Source organism: [Mycobacterium] manitobense, from assembly GCF_025821665.1.
Classification (GTDB): Bacteria; Actinomycetota; Actinomycetes; order Mycobacteriales; family Mycobacteriaceae; genus Mycobacterium; species Mycobacterium arseniciresistens.
Map to the genome: position 1 here is coordinate 1 of NZ_JACKSJ010000165.1, position 441 is coordinate 441.

At 64.2% G+C, this 441-nt stretch carries 1 protein-coding gene; it reads right to left on the reverse strand.

Translation table 11 applies throughout. From position 1 onward, the window contains the following. Positions 1 to 441: MCE family protein (locus H7I41_RS20155; RefSeq protein ID WP_372503773.1), on the reverse strand; the 441-nt coding region annotated here is incomplete at both ends.

A 441-nucleotide genomic window follows, 5' to 3' on the forward strand; every position in this document is an offset into this window, starting at 1 on the left:
CTGACGGCCTGCCGGCGCTCGTTGACCGCCGACAGCAGCGTCTGCGTGTTGACCAGCAGCGCGTTGACCTGCGCGCTGCGGTCACCGAGCACTGTGGCGATCTTGCCTGCGTTGGCCAGCAGTGCTTTGAGCTGATCGTCACGTTTGCCCAGCGAATCGGAGAACTCCTGCACGCCCTTGAGTGCTGCGCTCAGGTGCGGTGCGGTCTGATCGACAGTTTCGGACAGTACGTTCAGCGACTGTTTGACGGCCTGGGTGTCCCAGCCCTGCGAGGCTCGGGTGACATCGAGGAATGCGTCGTAGATCTGGTACGGCGTCTGGGTCTGCTCGACCGGTAGAAAAGCGCGCGGCTGAAGGATCTGGTCACCGCGCGGCTCCACCTGAATGTTCTTCCGGCCCAGGAGGGTATCGGTCCGGATCGCAGCGCGGCTCTCGGTTCCG